We start from the raw sequence: 22,450 nt of genomic DNA, 5'->3' as shown, positions 1-22,450 counted from the left end.
AATTTGGACAAGAATAGAACAGAACTAGACCGAAAAATATATTATCATTTTACAAAGAAAAAAATTCTCTTTAAGCAGAGAATTTTTTCTGTGACATCCTTTTCTTTTTTACGAAATATCGATATAAACTGTAACAAAGTATACTACCACCTAAAATGAATAATAAAATAGCACACGCAGCATCCATAAAGAACTCTTCTGGTAACATTAATATAATTGGATCTTTTTCAGGATCAAAAACCCAATAATCATTACTAAATAAAAGTTTATGGAATAATACAAAACTCTTTTCAAAATTAATAGCAATTGGTAACATAAGCGCTATCGGAAAAATGATTGTTAAAATCGATCCATGCAGTAAAAACTTTTCATTTTTCTTTTTTAATAAATAAATTCCGCCTATCACTGCAATCATAATTGTCGCATACATCACATATTGAATCTTTACTAAAATATTTTTAACATCTACAAAATGAATACGGCCATTTGTGGACATATCTAATGTTGGCAAATGTAATGCTCCGTCATAAAACGGGGATAAATATGTAATAAGCACATCGTAATTTCTTTTAATTTCATCCTTCGTCATATCCGCTAAATCAGGAATATTTAAAAAATCAATTTCAAAATAATACAGCCATTTTCCATAGATAACTGCCGTTGTTGCGAGTGCAAAAATAGAAAATGCTATGCTATATGAAACAACTAAAGTAATCAATCGATCCAATATTTTTGTACCACTCTTATTTTTCTCCATGTTCTCCCCCTAAATGTTCTAACCATCATAAAGAAAATTGTTTCCTTTGCTCACGTAAGCAACAATAATATGTAATACATAGTACAGCAATACTTAACCAAAACGTAAAATAACCAATTTCCTCTACAAACAAATGCATAATTCCATATCGCGGCATTTGCCAAAATAAATAATCAATTGCATCGTTATGCAACGTCCACACAGCTGCTACTATAAAATGCCATTTTTTTATGCGATAGAATGGAGCATATAAAAATCCTTGTACTGCCATCGCAAAGTGCGAAAGCATTAACATGTAGCCCATAAGGCCAATAGGCCCTTTTACGTAAATCATAATCCCGTTTACAACAACAGCCCAAATACCATATTTTATTAAAGTTACAATCGCTAACGCTTCTATTAATCCCCAGTTTCTCTTTGCCAAAAAAGCAATTAAAACAAAGACAAAAAAGAGACTCGCCATAGGACTATCTGGTACAAACGGCCAAAATATAGGTGACGTTTCTTTCAATTGATTTCCGTACCATATAAATCCGTAAATTGTACCTAATATGTTAACAATTAATAAAAATAATAATACCGAGCGTTGTCTTAACATTGCATACAAGTACACCAATCCGTATGTCCAACACCTTTCAAGCAAAGTAATTCATTCATTAAATCCTACTCTATTATAACAAACTTCATCCAACTAAATAGAAAAGCTGACTACAAATTTTGTAGTCAGCTTTTTATTATTTTTTATTATACTTTGCAACGAATTCCGAAAGCTTCTTCAGTTCCTCATCCGTACCTTTAAATACACCTTTAGGCATTGAACCTTTTCCCTCTTTCGCAATTTTAGCAATTTCTTCTGGCTTTAAAGTTAAGTTTTGCAGTGCCGGTGCTGCTGCCCCGCCCTGTAAATTGTCACCATGACATGTTAAACAAGTATTTTTTTGCATTAATTTATAGCCATCATCATTTTTATCAACTGGCGCTGTTTTTACAATTGCTCCTTGTTTTTTTGCAGCTTCCCAGTCGTGGTGTGCTACAGATTCCCAAGTTAAAAAAATAATCGATGCAATTGCTAAAAGCATAAATCCAGTTGCCACAGGACGCTTCAATGGACGTCTTTCTGGACCTCGATCAAGAAATGGAGCTAACAGTAATGCTCCAAACGCAATCCCTGGCATAATAAATGCTCCAATTACAGTAAATGAACCGGAAGCATAAGAATACTTTAATAACTGATACAAGAATAAGAAATACCAATCTGGAAGTGGTATATATCCAGCATCAGTTGGGTCCGCCATTCTCTCAAGCGGCGACGGATGCGCCACTGTTAAACATAAATAACCGATTAAAAAAACTGCACCAACCATCCATTCTTTTAACAAGAAGTTCGGCCAAAATGCTTCTGTTTTCCCTGGGTATTCAGAATAGTCTTTTGGAATATTTGGTTTCCGAGCTACTGGTACCCGAGAATCTCCTACAAACTTCATCCCTTTGCCGCGATGCATAATCTCCCTCCTTTTGTTCTTTCCCCTTTAATTTAGCAATCTCTTATAGTGGACCGGAAATACCTTGTTTGCGAATCATGATGAAGTGGAAGGCCATTAAACCTAGAAGTGCTGCTGGTAAGAAGAAGACGTGAATAGCAAAGAAGCGAGTTAATGTTTGAGCGCCAACAATTTCGGAATGACCAGCGAGTAATGTTTTAATATAAGGACCAATGAGCGGTGTTTGCTCTGCAATTTGAATCCCTACTTTTGTAGCAAATAAAGCTTTCATATCCCACGGCAATAAATATCCGGTAAAACCAAGACCTAACATAACAAAGAAAATAAGAACACCAACAATCCAGTTTAACTCACGGGGCTTTTTATACGCACCTTGGAAGAAAACTCTGAGTGTATGTAAAAACATCATTACAATTACGAGACTAGCACCCCAGTGGTGCATACCACGAACAATTTGCCCATAAGCAACTTCATTTTGTAAATAGTAAACTGATTCCCAAGCATTTTTAATATCAGGCACATAATACATCGTCAAAAACATTCCAGATAAAATTTGAATTACAGTAACGAAAAAGGTAAGTCCTCCAAAGCAATAGACGAATGCAGAGAAGTGATGTGCCGGGTTTACATGTTCAGGTACTTCATGATCAGCGATATCACGCCATATTGGTGTAATATCCAATCTTTCATCCACCCAATCATAAATTTTATTTAACATCTACTTTGCACCCCCTCTTGGCTTCGCTTTTCCTAGATACAGCGTTCCATCTTTCACTTTAGACTCGTACACATCAAGCGGAGCAAGGGGTGGCGTACCTTTAATGTTAATCCCATCTTTTGTATAACGCCCCCCGTGACATGGGCAAAAGAATTGATTCGGATGTGCTTTGTCCGAATTCCAGTTAACTGTACATCCTAAATGTTTACATACTGGAGAGAACGCAACAATGTCTCCGCTTTCATCTTTATGAACCCAAGCCGATTTTGGTTCTTCAGACTTGTACCAACCATCAACCTGCTTCACTTTAAAATCGAAACGCTTCGGCTCTGTTGTAATATCCTTTACTTGCGCAACAGCAACCATATCTGTTCCCGCTTCTTTTCTTAACACCGGATCAAGCGCAAATCGCGTCATCGGCATTAAAATACCGGCAGCCATAAAGCCTCCTACCCCTGTGAGTGTGTAATTTAAAAATTGTCTTCTTGACACGCGATGTTCTTTGTCGCTCACGAAAATTTCCCCCCTCTATCAGAAATTGTCCCCTCGTGATAAATTATATAAAAAATAAAAACTAGGACACTATCATGATATAATACGCTCATGCACAGGTCAATATCATACTACTCATAATAATAAGAACTTTCTGTTTATTGCGAGTTTCCCCATTTCTCTTCCAACATCACCATTATATTTTTTATATGTGCATGAATAACTTCTCTTTTTGCTTGATCACTAAATTGTTCTAACGCTAATGAAGGAAACCAAAATAAATCTCCCTGTAACTCTTGCATATCCTCTTTCCATGAAAAATCACTTGTAACATAAGCAATATGCTTAAAACCTTCACTTCGTAAATGATTTGTCCATTCTTGCAAACGACCTTTTTCATTCTTTTGACTTTCTACCAAATACGTAAACGCAGGCAGTAAAAGCACTCTTCCTTTATACTCTCTTTCCAATTCCGTGCTCAACAATTCGATAAATTCACCTTGTTCTACAACCATTTTCATTTCTTTTGCTGCCGAAATTGATAACAGCGGTATTACTCCTGTATCAACATACTCTCTTGCTTGCTCAAACTGTTCTACATCTTTTACAATCCACTTCAAATCCCTTCCCTCCTTCACTTGTAAATGACAGAACTTTCACTTTATATATATTAAACCACACTAAAAGAGGTAAAAAAAGAAAAACTACCCAATATAGGTAGTTTTTCTTGATAAAAGTCTGAAATTTGTAAAAATTAATTAATCCAAATAAATTCTATAAAGTCTTTAACTCTGCCGTTAATCTATGAAACGCTTCCTTATCTTGCTTATCTAACGCTTCATCAATTTGTTTCAAAAGGCGTTCTCTCCTAAACGAAAATACACTTTCTTCCAAAAACCTTTCTGCAAGTAAACGATCTTTTTCATTTACTTCAATATGCTTTGGTAAATATGGGTTTTCTTCTAATACAGCTACATAATTCGCATTTTGAAACGATGATTTAAAGTTGAGTTGAATATAAATATCCTCATCTCGATTTAAACGAATATCATGAAACGATTTTTCAGCATCTGTTGTCATAACATTTTGTTTAAAAAAGTGAAACGGTGTGTCTTTCACACAATTCGCTGACATCACTAAGCCACGCGGACAATATTTTGCATGCTCTACGAAGTGGACTTTATGCATCAATTGGTCGTGACTCATTAAATAATTCAGAATCCATACACATTCACGCTGTTTCAGTTGGTAATTATTCAAAAACCATTTTACAAAATCCTTCTTCTCGTTTACAGAAACAGGGGTATTCATAGCAATTAAGTCCCTCCTCTGTCTTTCTCTTTTCTTTTTAGATTCAAGAAGCGGCATTCAGTTTCCTTCCAACTTATGAAAAATCCTCTAAATTATATAACAACTCTTCAATATGAATTTGTGTCGGGTCTAGTTGTAATAACTGGGTAAATACTTCTTTCGCCTCTTTTCGTTTTCCTTCTTCCAATAAGAAATAACCGTACTCTTCTAAGAAGTCTGGATGATTCTTAAAAGAAGTATATGCACTTTCATAGTGTTTTAATGCATCCGAATACATTTCTAATTGTTTTTTTGCATACGCAAGATCCCAAAGTAGTTGTGTATCTGGTTCTCCACTATCAATAGCACGCTCTACAATTGCAATTAACTCTTCGTACTTTTCTTGTTCTTTTAAGATATATGCATATTTTAATGTTGCACCTAAATGCCCTGGATCTAACTCAAGCGCTTTTTGAAGAACTTCCTCTGCTTCTACTATTTTTCCTAATTTCGCCGCAATGTTCGCTAACTCTACATAAAATGGAACTGAAAGCTCATCTACTTTAATTCCTTCATGAAGCGTTTCATAGCTTTCTTGAAGCATTCCTTCTTTTTCATAGCTTTTCGCTAAATACATGTACAGTGATGCGTACTCAGGGTCTAATTCTTTTAGTTCTTGCCAAGCACCAATTGCTCTCTGATATTCTTCACCTTGGTATAATGTAAAGGCATATCCAAATAATGAGTGAATATCTTTTTGTTCCTCTAGGCCTGCTTCATAATAAGAAATCGCTTCTTCCCAGTTTCCGATCGCGCTTAACGTTTCTGCGAGGCGAAGTGCGATCACAACACCACCCATTACTTTATGTTCCGCTAATAGCGATTCATAATAAGTAATTGCCTTTTGTTCTTCACCTTTACTACTATATAATTCTGCTAACCCAAACGTAATAACAGGTTCATCAGGCATCATTTCTTTCGCCTTTAATAGTTTTTGCTCTGCTACATCATCAAAACCTTGCATTTGGAATAAATCTGCAACAAGTAATAACGATTGAACATATAAATCGTCATTTTCTGGAATATCATGAAGCACTTCAATCGCTTCATCTTCTTTATCTAGATCAATATATAATTCTGCTAAAAATACAGTGAATTCACTTTCTTCTGGATACAGTAAACGTAAGTCTTCAGTAATTGCTAATGCCTCATCTGTAAATCCAAGCGTATGATAGTAACGAGCGATATCATACTTCTCTTCATCATTCGCAATTTTTAATTGTTCTTTTAATAATTGTAATCCTTTTTCCGCTTCACCATTTTCAATATATGAAACAGCTTGTTCAAACTTTTGCATAAACGTCTCCTTTAATTCTAAAAAATATTCTCTTCTGTTCATTTATCATAAGCAACTCACTGTTAGAACGCAACCTTTAGAATGAGCATGCTTCTTCTTATACTTCTTCTTACAGAGTAGTTAATTGTTCAAAAGGTTCGGATATGACACCGATACCTTATCATCATCTTCTATTGTACCGCTTTCTTTTATGACCGTGCAAATAACTTCTCTCACTAATTATCAAGCCATACAAACCGTGGTTTACAGAATAACTTAATTAGCAGTCTTCAACCTTTATTTTGAATGCGATAAAAAAGGCTCCTATACTAGGAGCCTTCACAATCTCTTAAGAATATGTTTCTTCTTTCTGTACTTGCTCATTTACAAGCTCTTTCAGCAACTCTATAATTTCATCATTTTCTTCCTTCAAACCGACAGTAATACGAATACCATCATCGATACCAAATGCAGCACCAGAACGAACGATATATCCTTTTTTCATTAATCGTTCGAAAGCTTCATTACCCGGTATACCAAGTTTTAAGAAAATGAAATTTGTTTGAGATGGATAATAGAATACGTTATATTCTTTACAAAATGCATAATACTGATTTAAACCTTCAGCATTCTTTTGCACACAATCTTGTAAAAAGGCTTGATCTTCTAATGCAGCGAGTGCTACAGATTGGGCTACAGTTGATGTATTGAATGGTAACCTAGCTACTTCTAGCTGTCCGATTAACTTCGCATCCCCAATCGCATATCCGATACGAAAAGCAGCTAAACCATATGCTTTTGAAAACGTGCGTAAAACCATAAGATTTTCATACTTTTCAAGAAGTGGTAATGTTTGCGGATAGTCTTCTGCTTCCGCGTATTCATAATATGCTTCGTCCATAATAACGAGAGCCGACTTAGGAACTGATTCTAAAAATGAAAGTAATTTTTGTTTCTCAACATATGTACCTGTTGGATTATTCGGATTACAAATCCATACAATTTTCGTTTTCTCATCTACTTGCTCTAGCATTGCATCTAAATCGTGAATACCATCTTTAAGTGATACTTCACGAACTTCTGCTCCTTCAATAACAGCATGGTGATGATATTGTGAAAACGTAGGATTCGCCATTACAACGTTTGTTCCTTCATGTAATAACGCTCGGCTAATCATTTGAATGACTTCATCTAATCCACTACCAAATAGTAATTGTTCTGCTTTTACACCTAAATGTTTCGCTACTTTTGTCCGAAGTTCAAAGGCATATCCATCTGGATAAAGGGCATATTGGCTCGCTAAAGAAGTTAATGCTTCTGTCACACGTGCTGAACAACCGAATGGATTTTCGTTGGATGCTAATTTCACAATTTTTGATAAACCATATTCTCTTTTTACTTCTTCAATGTTTTTCCCAGGCACATACGCTCTCAAAGTTAACAATTGCTCTTTCACTCTCATTTTTCTTCCCCCAGTCATTTCATTCAATTTGATTACAATACGGTTATAGCCCCTTACTGTAATCTTTTGTCATAACCGTCACTATTACGAGAATACCTCTAAATGAGCACTTCACAGCACTTCGCTATCATTTTAAACCATATCTTTTTGAAATGCCTCTAACGCAATATGAACAGTCTCATCTGAAATAGATACGACATTCACTACCCCATATTCCTGCATAAGCACCATATGAATTGCTCCTGCATTTGCTTTCTTATCTTGTTTCATCAATTGAACGAGGCGCTCTACATTCAAATCTCTTGGCATTTTTGGATAGCCGTATTTCAAGAACCACTGCTTCATATCTTCATAAGCAAGATCAACCTTGTACACTTGCTCACTTAAAAATATGGCGAATAACATTCCAACCGCTACACCGTCACCGTGAGTAATATTTCCATACCCTAGCTCTTTTTCAAGAGCATGTCCTAACGTATGTCCAAAGTTCAAATGAGCACGTACACCCTTCTCTGTTTCATCTTGTGACACAACATTTGCCTTTACAGGAATCGCCTTCGTTAATATATGGATTAACTTCTCATCATGAAGATCCGCTAATGTTTGCACTTCTTCTTTTAACCAATGGTATAGCTCCACATCACCGATAAGAGCATGCTTTATCACCTCTGCATAACCTGAACGCCACTCTTTTTCAGGAAGAGACTGTAAAAACGGTGTATGATATACAACTGCTTCTGGCTGATGGAATGCACCAATCATATTTTTACCTAACGGATGGTTAATCGCTACTTTCCCACCCACTGCGCTATCGTGCGCTAATAAAGTTGTCGGAACCTGCACAAAGCGAATACCACGCATAAACGATGCAGCAACAAAACCAGCTAAATCTCCAATCATTCCGCCTCCAAGTGCAAGAATTAAAGAATTTCTATCTAATTTATTTTCAAGAGCCGACGTATGAGCCGCATAGAAATTTTCGAAAGACTTCTCTTTTTCGCCACTTGGTACAACAAACGAAAACACGTGCTGCTCTACTTGTAATGCATCGATAACTTTCTGTAAATGTAGTGATGCAACAGCTTCATCTGAAATGATCATTACGTTAGATACCGCTGGCTGCATATTTTGAACGATCGTTGTTAAGTTTGACAACGCTTCTTTACCAACATGTACATCATATTCTTTTGATTTCGTTTGAATATGTATGTTTCCCATTAAAATCCCCTCGCATATTCATTATGTTTCTCAATATTTTCACGAATTAGTTCCATACGATCTAATCCGAATTGTTCTATTAAAGCTGTCGCTAATTCCCAAGCCACAACCGCTTCTGCAACGACACTAGCTGCTGGCACTGCACAACTATCTGAACGTTCAATGCTCGCTGTAAAAGGCTCTTTCGTATCAATATCTACACTTTGAAGAGGTTTATAAAGTGTAGGTATCGGTTTCATCACACCGCGCACAACAATTGGCATTCCAGTCGTCATACCGCCTTCTAGTCCACCTGCATTATTTGTTCTTCGTGTATATCCATGCTCCTCATCCCACAGAATTTCATCATGAACTTCACTTCCTGGTCTATGCGCTGCTTCAAAACCAATTCCAATCTCGACACCTTTAAAAGCATTAATACTCATAATTGCAGCTGCTAATTTCGCATCCAGTTTTCGATCATAATGCACGTAGCTACCTACTCCAATTGGCATCCCTTCCACAATTACTTCAACGATTCCACCAATTGAATCACCATTTGCTTTCGCATCATCAATCGCTTGCATCATTTGGTTACCAGCTTCTTCATCTAAGCAACGTACAGGAGATGCTTCTGTAATACTCTTTAATTCTTCAATTGAACTATACGTAATCTCCTTAGCTTGTACACCGCCAATTTCAATTACATGGCCCGCCACTTTAATACCAAGTTCTGCTAACACCTTTTTAGCAACCGCACCAGCAGCAACACGCACCGTCGTTTCGCGCGCTGACGAACGTTCCAGTACATTCCTCATATCTCTATGACCATATTTAATCGCACCATTTAAATCAGCATGCCCAGGCCTTGGTTTTGTCACTTTCCTTTTCATCTCTTTTTCTTCTTGCTCAGTTAAAGGCTCCGCCCCCATAATTTTTGTCCAGTGTGCAAAATCACGATTTTCAACAACAAGTGCAATAGGGGAACCTAATGTTTCTCCATGTCTAACACCACTTAAAATTTGCACTTGATCCGTTTCAATTTGCATGCGTCTACCGCGCCCATATCCCTTTTGCCTTCTAGCTAACTCTTCGTTTATATCATCTGCTACTAAAGACAATCCTGCCGGGACACCTTCTATAATCGTTGTAAGTTGTGGACCATGAGATTCACCAGCTGTAATATATCGCATACGTTATTCCTCTTTTCGTATATGTATTTATCTCACTATATTAACTTTTATCATTCTAAAAATATTAAAGAAATTATATCATAAATCGACCATTTTCTTATTCTATATTTCCGATAGGCCTAATTTAAATATCAACATATCATAACAGCTCAAACTTCGTAACTAACTGAAAATAAAAAAAGTGCAAGAAGAATACCCCTATTCTCCTTGCACTTTTTACTATTATCACAGTGATTAAAGCGTTTACAAATTATTTCAAAATAATTAGTAAATCCATTCATTCATTAATTTTGAGTAGTCAACTAATTCTTCTTCTTTAAAGAAAATAGCAATCTCGCGCTCTGCGCTTTCTAAAGAATCAGAACCATGGATAATGTTTTTCGCAACAGTTACACCGAAATCTCCACGAATTGTTCCAGGAGCTGCTTCATGTGGTCTTGTTTTCCCCATCATGTTACGCGCTGTATCTACTACACCTTCACCTTGCCATACCATTGCGAACACAGGTCCAGATGTAATAAAGTCTACTAACTCACCAAAGAAAGGTTTTTCCTTATGCTCAGCGTAGTGTTGTCCAGCAATTTCCGGAGTGACTTGCATTAATTTTGCACCAACTAATTGAAAGCCTTTTTTCTCAAAACGAGCTACAATTTCCCCAATGAAGGCACGTTGTACACCGTCTGGTTTTACCATTAGAAATGTTTTTTCCATAAAAAATCTCTCCACTTCTGAATTATGTATGTAATTGTATATCCCCACACACATATTATCACCCTTATCACAATTGTGCAATAGTTTTGAAATAGAGAGATTATTTTATTTTTTAGAATAAACATTAAAATTTTCGTTTTCCAATATACTTTGCAACATTTTGTAATGCGTACTTTGCTTTTCCACGTGGAAGTGGTTTTATTATTTCTAAAGCTTTATGTAAATAACGTTCACTAAACGCAAATGCTTGATCAATTGCTGTACTATTTTTTACAGCATCAATAATTTCTTGCATTTCACTTGCTGTTGAATTTTCATGTACAGATGTGATTTTCTGACGAAGTACTGGATCTTCCATCGCATATAAAGCAGGAAGTGTAATATTCCCTTGTAGTAAATCTCCGCCAGCAGGTTTTCCAAGTTTCTCTTCTGTAGAAACGAAGTCTAAAATGTCATCAATAATTTGATAAGACATTCCTACAAAATACCCATACCAAAATAGACGATTTACCGTATCACGATTAGCACCAGCAGCAATCGCTCCCAATTGACAACTCGCGGCAATTAATAATGCTGTTTTTCGCTTTATTCTTCTTAAATACGTTCTTAAATTTTGGTCATAATTGTATTTATCTTTAATTTGTTCAATTTCACCTTTACAGACTTCTAAAATAGTATGTGATAACGCTTGATGCGCCTCTGGAATTTCGATATTTGTTATACATTCAAGAGACTTAGCGAACAGATAGTCCCCTGTATACATCGCAATACGATCTCCCCATTTCGCATTCACAGTCGCACTGCCGCGTCGTAAAAATGCAGCATCAATAACATCATCGTGAACAAGAGAAGCCATATGAATAAGTTCTAACGCAACAGCAACATGCTTAATCGCATCTAACTTATAATCTCCAAATTTCCCTGCAAGCAACACAAATACAGGACGAATTCGTTTCCCACCAGCTTCAATAAGCTGTAATGCTGCCTCTTCTACTAATGGCTGTTCAGAAGCGACTGTCTTTTTTAATTCTTTTTCTATCACATTAATATCCGATCGTAAAAAAGAGTACATAAGTTGTAACTTCATATTGTTCACCTTAACCTAAAACTTCTTTTTTCTATTTTGATTCTGGTTTAATACCTAAATGCATCGCTGCTACCCCGAAAGTAAATGGTTTCACTTGCACACGTTCAAGTCCAGCTTGCTCAAACATTTGAGCCAATTCTTTCATCCCTGGGAACGTACTAGCAGATTCTTGAAGCCATGAATATTCTTTATAACTTTTCGCAAACATCTTTCCAAATAACGGCATGATATATTTAAAGTATAAAATATACCCTTGTCGAAAACCAATCATTGTTGGTTGAGATGTTTCTAAACAGATTACTTTTCCACCTGGTTTTACTACACGTGTCATTTCTTTTAATACGTGCATATAATCCGGTACGTTACGTAAACCAAACCCAATCGTCACATAATCAAACGTATTATCTTCAAACGGAAGTTCCATTGCATTCCCATGTAGAAGTTCTACTTGTTTTAATTGTAACGCCTCTACCTTTTGCTTACCGACAGATAACATATTTTCACTGAAATCTAAGCCAACAACCTTTCCTTGTTCACCTACGGCTCCAGCTAGCGCAATTGTCCAATCTGCGGTTCCACAGCATACATCAAGCGCTTGACTACCTGGTTGTACATCCATAATTCGCATCGTTTCTTTACGCCACGCTTTATGTCTTTGAAAGCTAATTACAGAATTCATCACATCGTATTTATCAGAAATCTTTTCAAATACGTCATGTACTCTTTCTTCTTTTGATTGTTGCATGCTCGTACCTTCTTCCAATGTAAAATTGCTTATGTCTTCTATTTATTCCTTAACACAGAATTTATTTCATTTATGTCTGTGTGATTTTCTAAAAATTGTTTTTCTTTCTTTCTCAATTCCTTCATCCAACCATTAATCACTACTTCTGCTTTATCCCCTAAAGCATCTTGCATAGCTTGAAAAACAGGTGAATGTTGCTTATCAGCATACAATTGAATTTCTTTTTGAAGGCGATTTCCACCTAATACGTATGTAATAAATGGCTTCCAATGTGATAAATGAAAATGATCACATGTTTTTTGAAGGAGCGCAGACTCAATCGCTACTACGCTTTTCATTATGTCATCCGTCGTTTCATGCGCTTTTTGGTATAACATAATTTTGTGTTCATTTATCTCTTTAATTCCTTCAGCAAGTGCACGAATTAAAACAATATCACGATTCATAGACAATAAATAATAATATAGTCCACTATAGTAATCGCCTGCAAGTACTGTTAATTGACGACATTTATGGAATTCAATCTCTTCCTCGCCTGCTTTATTTGATACCCTTTCATGCGTATCAAGCGCAATTTGTACAAGCATAATTGTTACTACGTAATGCTCAATTTGTTCTATATGTAAGTTTGCACTCTTTAAAGCACCATATAACAATGCTATCTTTTCTTCATCAATAAATGGTTCTTCAATATAGTTTATAAAGTAAGGATGGCGTAATTTCTCCATCAATTTTTCTTTTATACCCGCATACCCTCCGTAGATGTCACACACAAAAAATCACCCTTGTTTTCTAATTCATAAAACTTATTATAACACATACACTCTATTTTCTATAACCAAAACTTGGCTACACCTGCCATTCATGTAAGCAATCTTTCTAATCTCACTCTGTCTAGTTAAAACTATATCATTTATTTACTAAAAAAAAAAAGAAAAGCAGTTTCCCGCTTTTCTTTACTTCGTTTTAATAAACGATAAAATTTCACTGCGCGCTGCAGCATCATTTTCAAGCACACCACGCACTGCTGTCGTTACTGTTTTCGCACCTGGTTTTTTTACACCACGCATCGTCATACACATATGTTCTGCTTCTACTACCACCATTACACCATGAGGCTCTAGTACTTCCATAATAGAGTTCGCTACTGTTGATGTAATACGTTCTTGCAGTTGTGGGCGACGTGCAATTGTATCTACGGTACGAGCTAATTTACTTAACCCTGTCACCTTTCCACCTTGCGGAATATATGCAACGTGAGCAACTCCATAGAATGGAACTAAATGATGCTCACACATCGAATAAAATGGTATATCTTTTACTAGTACAAGCTCTTCGTGATCTTCTCCGAATACTTTATGCAAATGCTCTTTCGGATCTTCATGCATACCTGAGAACACTTCTGCGTACATTTTTGCAACACGCTTTGGTGTATCAAGTACTCCCTCACGATTTGGGTCATCCCCAATCGCCTCTAAAATAAGGCGTACTGCATGTTCAATTTGTTCTAAATTAACTTTTGCCATCCGCTAGCCCTCCCGAAAACCTAAAAGTGATACGAACACATTCTAGCATATTTATGTTTTTAAAAGCAAAAAGAAGAGTTCCCAAAAAGGAAACTCTTCTTCCCTGTTAATATGTAAGGATTATTTAACCGCATCTTTTAACGCTTTACCAGGTTTGAATGCAGGTACTTTACTTGCAGCGATTTCAATCTCCTCACCTGTTTGTGGGTTACGACCTTTACGAGCCGCACGCTCACGAACTTCGAAGTTACCGAATCCGATCAGTTGTACTTTATCACCTTGTTTTAAAGCTTCTAAGATAGAATCAAAAACAGCGTCTACTGCTTTTGTTGCGTCCTTTTTAGAAAGGGAACTTGCTTCTGCAACAGCATTGATTAAATCTGTCTTGTTCATGCCATTCACCTCCTCCCAAAGATAAGACTGTATAATGATCATAAAATGAGTCTTACTTTCATTTGTAGGCAATTTTTGCAAATTCTATACTACAAAGATGTAGATAAATCATTATCAACGCCTATATTATACGATTCTCCTTTATAATTCAATATTTTTAAGGAAATTGTTACTCTGAAAATGTGAAAATCTGATGAAACTTGACAATTTACAACAATGTATTAGATAATGACTGTTTATTTTTCTATTTTATAATCAAAAAAACAAAAAATCCCTCTACAGTGAGAGGGATTTTTTCTTATAGTATAATCGCAATTAATCCGCCAGATCCTTCATTAATAATTCTTTCTAGCGTTTCTTTTAATTTATATCTAGCATTTTCTGGCATTAAAGATAATTTCGCCTGAATTCCTTCTCGAACAATCGAGCTAAGTGAACGTCCAAATATATCAGAATTCCAAATTGATAACGGGTCATCTTCAAAATCTTGCATTAAATAACGAACTAATTCTTCACTTTGCTTTTCAGTACCAATAATCGGCTCAAACGTTGACTCTACATCTACTTTAATCATATGAATAGATGGCGCTACCGCTTTTAACTTCACACCAAACCTTGAACCGTGACGAATAATTTCTGGCTCATCTAAGCTCATATCCGCTAATGCAGGCGCTGCTACACCATATCCTGTTTGCTTAACCATACGCAGTGCATCCGCCACTTGATCGTACTCTATTTTCGCATGAGATAAATCGAGCATAAGCTTTAATAAATGATCTTTCCCTCGAATTTCTACTCCTACTACTTCTTTTAAAATCTGATCATATAATTCATCTGGCGCATATAAATCAATCTCCGCCACACCTTGCCCCATATCAATGCCAGCTAGGCTCGCTCGATCAATAAATTCATATTGACTAAACTGCCAAACAACGCGATCCACATCACGAAGACGTTTTATATCCTTCACAGTTTCTTGAACTGCTTCTTGATAACTTTGACGCAACCAATGCCCTTCATTTAGCACCATTACCCAGCTCGGAAGATTCACATTCACTTCTAATACAGGGAATTCAAATAGCGCTTCACGAAGTACATTATATACATCTGTTTCTCTTAAACTCTCCACACTCATTGCAATAACCGGGATATCATATTCTTCTGATAAACTTTGGCGTAATTGCTCTGTATCTGGATGATACGGCTGTACCGTATTAATTATCATAATGAAAGGTTTTCCTACTTCTTTCAACTCATTTACAACGCGTTCTTCTGCCTCTATATAATCTCTTCTTGGAATTTCACCAATTGTTCCATCTGTTGTAATTACAACACCAATTGTTGAATGTTCTTGAATTACTTTACGCGTGCCGATTTCTGCAGCTTCATGGAATGGAATAGGTTCTTCATACCAAGGGGTATTAATCATGCGCGGGCCATTCTCATCTTCATAGCCCTTCGCTCCAGGAACCGTATATCCAACACAATCTACTAATCGAATATTCACTTCAAGTCCTTCATCTACTTCGATAGAAACCGCTTGGTTTGGAACAAACTTCGGTTCCGTCGTCATAATTGTACGACCAGCAGCACTTTGAGGCAATTCATCCTGCGCTCTTTGACGGTCAGACTCATTCTCAATGTTTGGAATAACTACAAGTTCCATAAATTTTTTAATGAATGTTGATTTCCCTGTTCGAACAGCTCCTACAACTCCAAAATAAATATCACCGCCTGTTCGTTCTGCAATATCTTTAAAAATATCTACCTTTTCCAAGTGATTCCCTCCCTCAAAATTTTTGGGAATAATTCCGCGTTTATAGTCAACTAATACCTTCTCTAACGTTGCCTATAATATCTGATATAATATAATGGTATTCTAGAAGTTCGGACAATATATCATATAATTTTGTTTAATTTCATATGACTATTAAAAAATATCTTTTGTTTGCATCGTAAGTTGTATAACATAAAAAACCTTTCTTCTAGAACTTATTCACTAAAAGAAAGGTTCATGACTTATCATTTTAAAAAAATTGGTTCTCCGTCCTTTACTGTGTACGGTAAAGAATAAGCTGGTACAAACGGGGATCCTTTTGAAAGTATATTTCGAATATCTTCTCCCTCCGCAAACTGCCCTTCATTTTTTTTCAAAGCGTCATATAAGTCAATTCTATAATCAACAAAAACTTCTCCTTTTTCATTAATTACAAAAGGAAGTCCTTTACCAGAATATGGGCTTGTCACTTGTGGCACATCTTTATATCCTAGTTTTTTGAAATCCAATTCATATACACCATCTGAAATTACTTTTTTAAAAGGTGGATATTGATGTTCATCACGATATATCCTAAGCTTTAAAGATAGTTCCTGAATTTGTTCAGCCATCCTAACATCAATTAACTTTACTGTTGGATTTGTTTCAACGTCTATTAATACGTATTGATATACTCCTCCACTTTCATACGCATTCCCTGGCGCTTCTTGTATGTAACGCGGGGCAATCTGTTGAAAATCGATCGGATACTTTTGATAAATAGGTGTACTCATATCCCTCGTCTTAATTGGCAATATCCCATCATTTTGCTCCTTAAATGTCACAACAGCTTTTTGAACAACCTGTAGCTGATCTTCATAAGGAACCGCATTTTGCTTCATATTTTCTTTCGGATACAGACACCCCGTTAAAAGGCTCATACAACAAAATATTAAAATAATATGTAATTTTTTCACTAGCATCACCTTTTCATACTAATCTAATTTGCTCTGTATGTAGTATTTTCGAGACCATTCCATTTACTGCTGTACAGGTCCACTAAATACAACAAGAAAAATAACAATTCCTGACACAATCATAAGGGTGTACGCTACTAACGCTGTAATCCCTTTCAAAAATTTATTCTTTATTTTATGTCTACTTAATAAAATAAAACTTACTGCAAAAAACATAAATCCAATTGCCCCTAAAGCTAACCACATTTTCATAAGCCCTTCTGACATATACACACCCCTTTTTATTAATCTATTTTTATACTATTTTAACAAATTAAAATCTTTAAACAAATACAAAAAGAACATTTTACTACAAATTGCAAATATATAACTTTAATCAATAGGTTTTCCAGCATTTCTCACCAATCTAGACAAAAATAAAACCGAAGCGATTGTATCTCTCGCTTCGGTTGACCAAATATGCCCAAAAACAGCTCTATTCCCATTCTTTCATGGCTATCATATGCAATCTACAAACTCTTTGTTTCTCATAATTTATTTTTTAAACATTTTGCTTAACGAGCCAAAATCTGTTGGCATATTATTATTAATAATCGCTTTTACAATTTGATCCTCTTGCTCTTTCGGCACTTCACGTCCCGCCATAAGAGCCACTTGATGAATTAATTGACGAAGTACAGTTTCATCACGTAAATTCGCATTTTGCACGGATGATGCTAATTTAAAAATATCCTCTTTATTTACTTTCGCTTCCTTCTCAATATTATTAAAAATGTTATTATCCATTCTTTTCACCCTCTCCTCAAGTTACTCTTCATCCTATGCAAAAATGAAAAAATGGTGAAAAGACCCAAAAAATAAAAAAAGCGACAGAAGTACAAATGTACTTCTGTCGCTTTTCTTTACAGTAAATCAGGTATAGCTTCCACTTCATGTTTTCGAACACGTCCCATCAATGAGCCTACCGCATCTTTTACGTTATTCCCATTGAACAGCACGTCATATAAAGCAGCTGTAATCGGCATTTCAACTTCCATTTTCTCTGCCAATTCATGAGCAGCTTTCGTTGTTCTTACACCTTCCACAACCATACCCATGCTTTCTAACACTTCTTCTAAAGAGTGTCCTTTTCCAAGCATATTTCCAGCGCGCCAATTTCGGCTATGAACACTTGTACAAGTTACAATTAAGTCTCCCATACCAGTTAGACCAGCAAACGTTAACGGATTCCCGCCCATTTTTCTTCCTAAACGAGCAATCTCTGTTAAACCACGTGTCATCAATGCCGCCTTTGCATTATCACCTAATCCAAGACCATCAGTTATACCAGCAGCTAATGCGATAATATTTTTTAACGCACCACCAAGTTCAACTCCAACGATATCTGGATTTGTGTATACACGGAAATAACTATTCATAAATAAATCTTGTACTTCCTCAGCCGCTTCCATACGCTTTGCTGCAGACGTAACTGTTGTCGCTTGTCGTAAACCGACTTCTTCAGCATGACTCGGTCCAGACAGTACAACAACATCTTTAATTAAGTGCTCTGGAATTTCTTCCTCAATCACTTCCGAAATACGTTTTGACGTACCAGGTTCAATTCCTTTGCTCGCATGAATCCAAGTAATTGGTTCAGTAACAATTTCTTTCATCTCTTGTAATACATCTCTGTACGCTTTCGTTGGTACTACTAGCAGTACTGTATTTACATCTACTAATGCTTCTTCTAAAGAAGAGTAGGCTACGATTGTGCTTGGCAATGTAATGCCTGGGAGATATCGACCATTCTCATGTTTCGTATTAATTTCATCCATAAGTTCTGGGCGATTTCCCCAAATACGTACATCATGTCCATTGTCAGCTAATACCATCGCTAACGCTGTTCCCCAGCTACCTGCTCCTACTACTGTGATTTTTGTCATAAAATCACATCCTCTCCATTAGTCTCTTGCTCTAGCGATAATGTGAATCGGCGTTCCTACGAAGCCAAATGATTCACGTAAGCGATTCTTTAAGAAACGCTCATATGAGAAGTGCAATAATTCTGGATCGTTTACAAACACAACAAATGTCGGTGGTTTTACCGCAACTTGTGTTGCATAGAAAATTTTCAGACGGCTACCATTATGAGTTGGCGTCGGATTCATCGCTACCGCATCCATAATTACATCGTTTAATACGTTCGTTTGAATACGGATACTATGACTTTCATTTACCTCATCGATAACCGGTATTAATGTTTGTGTACGTTTTCTTGTTTTTGCAGATAAGAAAACAATTGGTGCGTATTCTAAGAATTGGAAATGAGCACGGATATTTTCTTCAAATGCTTTCATTGTTTTTTCGTCTTTTTTCACTGCATCCCATTTATTTACAACGATAACAACAGCTCGCCCTGAATCATGAGCATATCCAGCGATTTTTTTATCTTGCTCAATAATTCCTTCTTCACCATCTAAAACGACTAAAACAACGTCAGAACGTTCAATCGCTCTTAGCGCACGAAGTACACTATATTTTTCTGTACTTTCATACACTTTTCCTTTTTTACGCATACCAGCTGTATCAATAATTACATAATCTTTTCCATCTTTACTATATGGTGTATCGACAGCATCACGAGTTGTTCCTGCTACATTACTAACAATTACACGCTCTTGACCAAGAAGAGCATTTACAAGTGATGATTTTCCTACGTTTGGACGTCCAATTAAAGAGAAACGAATTGTGTCTTCATCATATCCATCTTCTTCAATCTTTGGAAAATGTTGTGCAGCTTCGTCTAGTAAGTCACCTAACCCTAATCCGTGTGTACCTGAAATTGGGAATGGTTCGCCAAATCCTAATGCATAAAAGTCATAAATGTCACTGCGCATTTCCGGATTGTCCACTTTATTTACTGCAAGTACAACCGGTTTATTTGAACGATATAAAATTTTTGCAACTTCTTCATCAGCTGCTGTTACACCGTCACGACCGTTTGTCATAAAAATGATAACATCCGCTTCATCAATTGCTACTTCAGCTTGTTGACGAATTTGTGTCAAAAACGGCTCGTCTCCAATATCAATTCCGCCCGTATCAATAATGTTAAATTCATGATTTAACCATTCTCCAGCGCTATAAATACGATCGCGCGTTACACCTGGAATATCTTCTACGATTGAAACTCTTTCTCCAACAATTCTATTGAAAATAGTAGATTTCCCTACGTTCGGGCGACCTACTATCGCTATTACTGGTTTCGGCATATACTTTCATCCTTTCAACTTGCTTCTGTTTATTATGTAAAAAACCCTTCTTTGTGCAAGAAGGGATTTGCATTCCAGAATATTTCTCAACGTATCAAAACACCTCACATTATAACACACGTTGCTAATGTTTCACAATAATATATACATTCTCTTGTAAGCGATGTGCAATACCATCTAAAATTGCCTCTAAATTATTTGCAACAAATTCTAGTTCCTCTGTCGATTCGCAAACGAATAAAGGAGCACCACCTGCAAATTTTTCTGGAGTCGTTGTTATAACTGCCAGAATAACACTTTCTAACATCATCTCTTATCTCCCCTTCCTTTCGGGGCTTCCGATGACATATGGACAGCACTTTCTAACGTTGGTACATTTCCTATGACACCTATCGCTTTCTCTGCATCTTGATCTTGCGGCAGGACAAAAATCCCAACCCTGCCATCCTCTAAATCACGCTTTGCTAACGGTACAAGCGCTGGTGTACCAGAATCTCTATAAATCCCTAACGCTACTGAAACATCGTGTAAAATAGCTTGTCGTTGCCCTAAATTTGAGATTGTAACCATCGCATCAATTGATTTCGGCTTTAAAATAAAACCCATACCATATTTCATAATTTCTTCTTGTCTTGCTGGCAATCCAATATTCATAATGTAAATATTATCAATATATAGCCCCGCTCCTTCAAACCGAAGCGGAACATGCTCGATATCAACAAGATCATGTAACCTTCTGCCAGACATTAATTTTTTCGCAATAAAAAATGCGATGATCGCCATAATTACTCCAGCAATCCACGAACGAAACCCTATATATGCAAACGTCGTCACAAACGACGTTAACATCGCCAAATAGTTGCGACTTTCAAAAACTAATGCAATTCCTTCAATGTATGTATTTCCACGCGGTACGAGCTCATACCCATCTAATTGTTGAAGCGTATTTCTTTCCATATTACGTACATCACGAAATTGTGTCGCTGCTAATGTAAGAAATGTAATGGCAGAAAAATCTTTTTTCAAAATAGACGGGATTGCAATCGCTCCTAAAGCAGCTGCAATTAACCCCATTGCAATATGAATAATTTTCCCATGTAGCCTCGTCGGATATTGCCGCGTATCCGTCCGAAGCATTAGCACCCTTGTAACTGTCCCCGCTATTACGCCGCATAAAATGGCTGGTGTATATTCAGTCATGTATTACCCTCGCCTTTCTTTTACGTGTTTTTCTCTTAAACCGTTCCATGTATACTGATGCTTTTGCAATCCAAAACAATATTGCCATGAATAATGTAGAAATGGCGACGATATCAAAAAATGCTAAACTACCGTAATCATATGGAAAATTCAATTTCCTAAAAATAAATGTCACTAGCAGCTCTCCTTGTAACATCCCTACATATAGAGAACATAATCGTAATATGCGATCTCCATGCAATAACACCGATGCATACACAAGAGCACTACTTAGCAGAAACACTCTATCCACCACAATCCAAATCGGATCATATATTTCTAACAGATGAAAACTTGTATATAACATTGCAATAATAAGCGCCGAAAGTAAGCTATATAATTTTTTCCAGACAGAATATAGCGTGATCCCTATAAAAGAAATAATACAAAGTAAAAGAGCATTTACTGATACCACGAATGAGGCGATCGTTACATGTAACGGAGAGCAAATTATAAAAATCAGTATACAAGCGCCTAACTTCCACCGAATAAGGTCCTTTTTCATAAAAAAGGTTACAATGATCCACCCTATCCAAGCTACAAAATAAAAAGTACTTCCATCCATCAACTTCACCTCCTATGTTTTCCATTATGGGAACTTTTTATGAAAGTTAATCCACTTTATTTACGCATAGTTTTTTCTTATAACAGCAACACTTTTAACAAGGAGGTGTTATTCATTATGGGTAAAGATCGCCAAGAACGAAAACTACGAGAATCACGCCGCGTTGAATCCGATCGTGATCAATCACTACAATATCCAGGTGCAACTGGACTTGATACACCAGAACAGGCTCGAAAACAAAACCAGCACT

Annotated in this window: 27 protein-coding genes; 1 reads left to right on the top strand and 26 read right to left on the bottom strand. The window is 36.3% G+C overall.

Features of this window, described 5'->3' with window-relative positions; genetic code table 11:
• Positions 1–70: 70 nt before the first annotated feature.
• The 26 genes from ACQGS6_RS03605 to ACQGS6_RS03480 all read right to left on the bottom strand — a co-directional run bounded on the left by ACQGS6_RS03605 (position 71) and on the right by ACQGS6_RS03480 (position 22,200).
• Positions 71–757, bottom strand: a complete 687-nt coding sequence (locus tag ACQGS6_RS03605; protein ID WP_426964884.1) for a TIGR01906 family membrane protein — start codon at positions 755–757, stop codon at positions 71–73.
• Between the two features lie 25 nt (positions 758–782).
• Complete coding sequence (locus tag ACQGS6_RS03600) at positions 783–1,373, bottom strand: DUF1405 domain-containing protein (protein ID WP_025967075.1); 591 nt, start codon at positions 1,371–1,373, stop codon at positions 783–785.
• Between the two features lie 118 nt (positions 1,374–1,491).
• Positions 1,492–2,259 carry a menaquinol-cytochrome c reductase cytochrome b/c subunit gene (qcrC, locus tag ACQGS6_RS03595; RefSeq protein ID WP_000554603.1) on the bottom strand — a complete coding sequence of 256 codons (768 nt, stop codon included), beginning with the start codon at positions 2,257–2,259 and terminating at the stop codon, positions 1,492–1,494.
• Between the two features lie 43 nt (positions 2,260–2,302).
• Positions 2,303–2,977, bottom strand: a complete 675-nt coding sequence (qcrB, locus tag ACQGS6_RS03590; RefSeq protein WP_000932700.1) for a menaquinol-cytochrome c reductase cytochrome b subunit — start codon at positions 2,975–2,977, stop codon at positions 2,303–2,305.
• Positions 2,978–3,490 carry a menaquinol-cytochrome c reductase iron-sulfur subunit gene (qcrA, locus tag ACQGS6_RS03585; protein ID WP_001280593.1) on the bottom strand — a complete coding sequence of 171 codons (513 nt, stop codon included), beginning with the start codon at positions 3,488–3,490 and terminating at the stop codon, positions 2,978–2,980.
• Positions 3,491–3,627: 137 nt separating this feature from the next.
• Complete coding sequence (locus ACQGS6_RS03580) at positions 3,628–4,089, bottom strand: YpiF family protein (protein ID WP_000871314.1); 462 nt, start codon at positions 4,087–4,089, stop codon at positions 3,628–3,630.
• A gap of 154 nt (positions 4,090–4,243) precedes the next feature.
• Entirely contained in the window at positions 4,244–4,780 is a 537-nt protein-coding gene (locus ACQGS6_RS03575) for a ReoY family proteolytic degradation factor (protein WP_001095925.1), read from the bottom strand.
• 73 nt (positions 4,781–4,853) lie between these two features.
• Positions 4,854–6,116: a tetratricopeptide repeat protein gene (locus tag ACQGS6_RS03570; protein WP_001168671.1), complete on the bottom strand. Its 1,263-nt coding sequence runs from the start codon at positions 6,114–6,116 to the stop codon at positions 4,854–4,856.
• 328 nt (positions 6,117–6,444) lie between these two features.
• Positions 6,445–7,557 carry a histidinol-phosphate transaminase gene (gene hisC / locus ACQGS6_RS03565; protein ID WP_025967073.1) on the bottom strand — a complete coding sequence of 371 codons (1,113 nt, stop codon included), beginning with the start codon at positions 7,555–7,557 and terminating at the stop codon, positions 6,445–6,447.
• Between the two features lie 132 nt (positions 7,558–7,689).
• The gene (gene aroB / locus ACQGS6_RS03560; protein ID WP_025967072.1) at positions 7,690–8,775 is read right to left on the bottom strand and encodes a 3-dehydroquinate synthase; all 1,086 of its coding nucleotides are present in this window, start codon (positions 8,773–8,775) and stop codon (positions 7,690–7,692) included.
• Positions 8,775–9,947 carry a chorismate synthase gene (gene aroC, locus ACQGS6_RS03555; RefSeq protein ID WP_025967071.1) on the bottom strand — a complete coding sequence of 391 codons (1,173 nt, stop codon included), beginning with the start codon at positions 9,945–9,947 and terminating at the stop codon, positions 8,775–8,777. The genes aroB and aroC overlap by 1 nt, the downstream gene beginning before the upstream one ends.
• Positions 9,948–10,211: 264 nt before the next feature.
• A complete protein-coding gene (gene ndk, locus ACQGS6_RS03550; protein ID WP_000415883.1) occupies positions 10,212–10,658 on the bottom strand; it encodes a nucleoside-diphosphate kinase in 447 nt (148 codons plus the stop codon).
• A 124-nt stretch (positions 10,659–10,782) separates the two neighbouring features.
• Positions 10,783–11,745, bottom strand: a complete 963-nt coding sequence (gene hepT / locus ACQGS6_RS03545) for a heptaprenyl diphosphate synthase component II (protein ID WP_000776077.1) — start codon at positions 11,743–11,745, stop codon at positions 10,783–10,785.
• A 31-nt stretch (positions 11,746–11,776) separates the two neighbouring features.
• Positions 11,777–12,490, bottom strand: coding sequence for a 2-heptaprenyl-1,4-naphthoquinone methyltransferase (menG, locus tag ACQGS6_RS03540; RefSeq protein WP_001187674.1), 714 nt, complete (start codon positions 12,488–12,490; stop codon positions 11,777–11,779).
• Positions 12,491–12,528: 38 nt separating this feature from the next.
• Positions 12,529–13,263: a heptaprenyl diphosphate synthase component 1 gene (locus ACQGS6_RS03535; RefSeq protein ID WP_000332850.1), complete on the bottom strand. Its 735-nt coding sequence runs from the start codon at positions 13,261–13,263 to the stop codon at positions 12,529–12,531.
• 183 nt (positions 13,264–13,446) lie between these two features.
• Complete coding sequence (gene folE, locus ACQGS6_RS03530; protein WP_001151482.1) at positions 13,447–14,016, bottom strand: GTP cyclohydrolase I FolE; 570 nt, start codon at positions 14,014–14,016, stop codon at positions 13,447–13,449.
• A gap of 120 nt (positions 14,017–14,136) precedes the next feature.
• Entirely contained in the window at positions 14,137–14,409 is a 273-nt protein-coding gene (locus ACQGS6_RS03525) for an HU family DNA-binding protein (protein WP_001043860.1), read from the bottom strand.
• A gap of 298 nt (positions 14,410–14,707) precedes the next feature.
• The gene (gene spoIVA, locus ACQGS6_RS03520) at positions 14,708–16,186 is read right to left on the bottom strand and encodes a stage IV sporulation protein A (RefSeq protein WP_000416519.1); all 1,479 of its coding nucleotides are present in this window, start codon (positions 16,184–16,186) and stop codon (positions 14,708–14,710) included.
• Between the two features lie 245 nt (positions 16,187–16,431).
• Positions 16,432–17,142, bottom strand: coding sequence for a hypothetical protein (locus ACQGS6_RS03515; RefSeq protein ID WP_000733110.1), 711 nt, complete (start codon positions 17,140–17,142; stop codon positions 16,432–16,434).
• A gap of 63 nt (positions 17,143–17,205) precedes the next feature.
• Positions 17,206–17,409: a DUF2768 domain-containing protein gene (locus ACQGS6_RS03510; protein ID WP_001289004.1), complete on the bottom strand. Its 204-nt coding sequence runs from the start codon at positions 17,407–17,409 to the stop codon at positions 17,206–17,208.
• 267 nt (positions 17,410–17,676) lie between these two features.
• Positions 17,677–17,928, bottom strand: coding sequence for a stage VI sporulation protein F (locus tag ACQGS6_RS03505; protein WP_000369754.1), 252 nt, complete (start codon positions 17,926–17,928; stop codon positions 17,677–17,679).
• 116 nt (positions 17,929–18,044) lie between these two features.
• Positions 18,045–19,067, bottom strand: coding sequence for an NAD(P)H-dependent glycerol-3-phosphate dehydrogenase (locus tag ACQGS6_RS03500; RefSeq protein ID WP_074625103.1), 1,023 nt, complete (start codon positions 19,065–19,067; stop codon positions 18,045–18,047).
• 18 nt (positions 19,068–19,085) lie between these two features.
• Complete coding sequence (gene der / locus ACQGS6_RS03495) at positions 19,086–20,396, bottom strand: ribosome biogenesis GTPase Der (RefSeq protein WP_001125893.1); 1,311 nt, start codon at positions 20,394–20,396, stop codon at positions 19,086–19,088.
• A gap of 124 nt (positions 20,397–20,520) precedes the next feature.
• Positions 20,521–20,706, bottom strand: coding sequence for a capping complex subunit for YIEGIA (locus ACQGS6_RS03490; RefSeq protein WP_000979059.1), 186 nt, complete (start codon positions 20,704–20,706; stop codon positions 20,521–20,523).
• Complete coding sequence (locus ACQGS6_RS03485) at positions 20,703–21,596, bottom strand: YIEGIA family protein (protein ID WP_000141601.1); 894 nt, start codon at positions 21,594–21,596, stop codon at positions 20,703–20,705. The genes ACQGS6_RS03490 and ACQGS6_RS03485 overlap by 4 nt, the downstream gene beginning before the upstream one ends.
• Positions 21,589–22,200, bottom strand: a complete 612-nt coding sequence (locus ACQGS6_RS03480) for a YphA family membrane protein (RefSeq protein ID WP_000349095.1) — start codon at positions 22,198–22,200, stop codon at positions 21,589–21,591. Before ACQGS6_RS03480 ends, ACQGS6_RS03485 begins: the two co-directional genes overlap by 8 nt.
• Before the next feature lie 117 nt (positions 22,201–22,317).
• On the opposite strand from ACQGS6_RS03480, the gene ACQGS6_RS03475 reads away from it, so the two are divergent.
• On the top strand, positions 22,318–22,450 hold a 133-nt coding region (locus tag ACQGS6_RS03475; protein WP_000513900.1), incomplete at its 3' end, for a YpzI family protein.

It is taken from the genome of Bacillus sp. GMs2/2 (assembly GCF_050172095.1).
In the GTDB taxonomy this organism is placed as follows: domain Bacteria; phylum Bacillota; class Bacilli; order Bacillales; family Bacillaceae_G; genus Bacillus_A; species Bacillus_A cereus.
This window is presented reverse-complemented; position numbering and strand designations above follow the sequence as displayed.

What these genes read in the sequence shown, in the direction of transcription:
- ACQGS6_RS03605 (WP_426964884.1), bottom strand. Translation starts at nt 757, where the DNA reads ATGGAGAAAAATAAGAGTGGTACAAAAATATTGGATCGATTGATTACT.
- qcrC (WP_000554603.1), bottom strand. Translation starts at nt 2,259, where the DNA reads ATGCATCGCGGCAAAGGGATGAAGTTTGTAGGAGATTCTCGGGTACCA.
- qcrB (WP_000932700.1), bottom strand. Translation starts at nt 2,977, where the DNA reads ATGTTAAATAAAATTTATGATTGGGTGGATGAAAGATTGGATATTACA.
- ACQGS6_RS03575 (WP_001095925.1), bottom strand. Translation starts at nt 4,780, where the DNA reads ATGAATACCCCTGTTTCTGTAAACGAGAAGAAGGATTTTGTAAAATGG.
- ACQGS6_RS03570 (WP_001168671.1), bottom strand. Translation starts at nt 6,116, where the DNA reads ATGCAAAAGTTTGAACAAGCTGTTTCATATATTGAAAATGGTGAAGCG.
- hisC (WP_025967073.1), bottom strand. Translation starts at nt 7,557, where the DNA reads ATGAGAGTGAAAGAGCAATTGTTAACTTTGAGAGCGTATGTGCCTGGG.
- aroB (WP_025967072.1), bottom strand. Translation starts at nt 8,775, where the DNA reads ATGGGAAACATACATATTCAAACGAAATCAAAAGAATATGATGTACAT.
- aroC (WP_025967071.1), bottom strand. Translation starts at nt 9,947, where the DNA reads ATGCGATATATTACAGCTGGTGAATCTCATGGTCCACAACTTACAACG.
- ndk (WP_000415883.1), bottom strand. Translation starts at nt 10,658, where the DNA reads ATGGAAAAAACATTTCTAATGGTAAAACCAGACGGTGTACAACGTGCC.
- hepT (WP_000776077.1), bottom strand. Translation starts at nt 11,745, where the DNA reads ATGAAGTTACAACTTATGTACTCTTTTTTACGATCGGATATTAATGTG.
- menG (WP_001187674.1), bottom strand. Translation starts at nt 12,490, where the DNA reads ATGCAACAATCAAAAGAAGAAAGAGTACATGACGTATTTGAAAAGATT.
- folE (WP_001151482.1), bottom strand. Translation starts at nt 14,016, where the DNA reads ATGGCAAAAGTTAATTTAGAACAAATTGAACATGCAGTACGCCTTATT.
- ACQGS6_RS03525 (WP_001043860.1), bottom strand. Translation starts at nt 14,409, where the DNA reads ATGAACAAGACAGATTTAATCAATGCTGTTGCAGAAGCAAGTTCCCTT.
- ACQGS6_RS03510 (WP_001289004.1), bottom strand. Translation starts at nt 17,409, where the DNA reads ATGTCAGAAGGGCTTATGAAAATGTGGTTAGCTTTAGGGGCAATTGGA.
- ACQGS6_RS03505 (WP_000369754.1), bottom strand. Translation starts at nt 17,928, where the DNA reads ATGGATAATAACATTTTTAATAATATTGAGAAGGAAGCGAAAGTAAAT.
- ACQGS6_RS03500 (WP_074625103.1), bottom strand. Translation starts at nt 19,067, where the DNA reads ATGACAAAAATCACAGTAGTAGGAGCAGGTAGCTGGGGAACAGCGTTA.
- der (WP_001125893.1), bottom strand. Translation starts at nt 20,396, where the DNA reads ATGCCGAAACCAGTAATAGCGATAGTAGGTCGCCCGAACGTAGGGAAA.
- ACQGS6_RS03490 (WP_000979059.1), bottom strand. Translation starts at nt 20,706, where the DNA reads ATGATGTTAGAAAGTGTTATTCTGGCAGTTATAACAACGACTCCAGAA.
- ACQGS6_RS03485 (WP_000141601.1), bottom strand. Translation starts at nt 21,596, where the DNA reads ATGACTGAATATACACCAGCCATTTTATGCGGCGTAATAGCGGGGACA.
- ACQGS6_RS03480 (WP_000349095.1), bottom strand. Translation starts at nt 22,200, where the DNA reads ATGGATGGAAGTACTTTTTATTTTGTAGCTTGGATAGGGTGGATCATT.